At 72.4% G+C, this 1,081-nt stretch carries 2 protein-coding genes; one reads left to right on the top strand and one right to left on the bottom strand.

The window, feature by feature from the left end; translation table 11 throughout:
- Window positions 1-678 (top strand): MFS transporter (locus G3I65_RS56150; RefSeq protein ID WP_160704809.1); only part of this gene is annotated, 678 nt, incomplete at its 5' end.
- On the opposite strand, the gene G3I65_RS56155 is transcribed toward G3I65_RS56150, so the two are convergent.
- The gene (locus G3I65_RS56155) at window positions 654-1,004 is read right to left on the bottom strand and encodes an MmcQ/YjbR family DNA-binding protein (RefSeq protein ID WP_125315407.1); all 351 of its coding nucleotides are present in this window, start codon (window positions 1,002-1,004) and stop codon (window positions 654-656) included. The genes G3I65_RS56150 and G3I65_RS56155 overlap by 25 nt on opposite strands.
- Between the last annotated feature and the right edge of the window lie 77 nt (window positions 1,005-1,081).

A 1,081-nucleotide genomic window follows, 5' to 3' on the forward strand; every position in this document is an offset into this window, starting at 1 on the left:
TCGTACCGGGTCCCGCGCGGGGACGAGCCCGCCACCCTCCGCGCGGACATCGCCGAAGGCCTGCGGTTCCTGGTGCGCCACCGGATCCTGCGGACGTTCTCCCTGATGGTCGCCACGTTCAACTTCGCCACCGGGGCGACGTTCGCGGTCCTGGTCCTGCACGCGGTCGGCCCCGGCTCGGCGATGGGGCTGTCCGGGCCGGCTTTCGGGCTGCTCACGGCGATGATCGCCGCCGGCGGATTGGCCGGCTCGCTGCTCGCCGAAGCGGTGGAACGCCGGCTCGGCCGCGTCCGCGCGCTCTGGGTGTCGTGGCTCGCCGGCGGGCTGCCGGTCGGCGTGCTCGCCGTCACCGCGAACCCGTACGTCGTGGGCGCGGCGTTCTTCGCCGGCGGCGCGGCGATCCTGGTCTCGAACGTGGTGATGGTGTCCCTGCGCCAGCGGATCACGCCGGACCGCCTGCTCGGCCGCCTCACCAGCAGCCACCGGCTCGTCGCGTGGGGCACGAAGTCGCTCGGCGCGCTGGCCGGCGGCGCGCTCGCGCAGGCGTTCGGGCTGCACGCGGTCTTCGCCGTGATGGCCGTGCCGGCATTCGGGGTGGCCGCCGGGCTCTTCGTGGTGACGGGAAAGGCACTCGCCGAGGCCGAAGCCCGCGCTCAGAGGGGGTGGGTGTCCAGATAGGCGCTCGACACCTTCTTCGGCACGCACATCCGCCAGGCCTCGACGACGAGTTCGCGCATCTCATCGGCGTCGATCGCGGCCAGCCGGCAGCGCACCCAGCGGAACCGCAGGTCGGACGGCTCGGGCAGCAGGAACTTCTCCGGCTCGCCCGCGATCAGCGCGTCGCGTTGCTCGCGCGGGAAGGCGAAGCCCATCAGGGTTTCGTCCCGCGACAGCGCGAGAAAGACGATCTGCCCGATGCGGAACTTGACCCGGTCGCGCACGATCGCTTCATACGCGCGGGGGAGCGTGGCCGCGAAGGCCCGTACCTCGTCACCGGTGACCATGGGCTCCATTGTGGCCTTGCGCGTTCAGAGCCGTCGAGCCAGCAGCTCCGACACTCCGGGCCGGAACACGGACACCG

Origin of the sequence: Amycolatopsis sp. SID8362, assembly GCF_010550475.1 — a bacterium.
Lineage (GTDB): Bacteria > Actinomycetota > Actinomycetes > Mycobacteriales > Pseudonocardiaceae > Amycolatopsis > Amycolatopsis eburnea.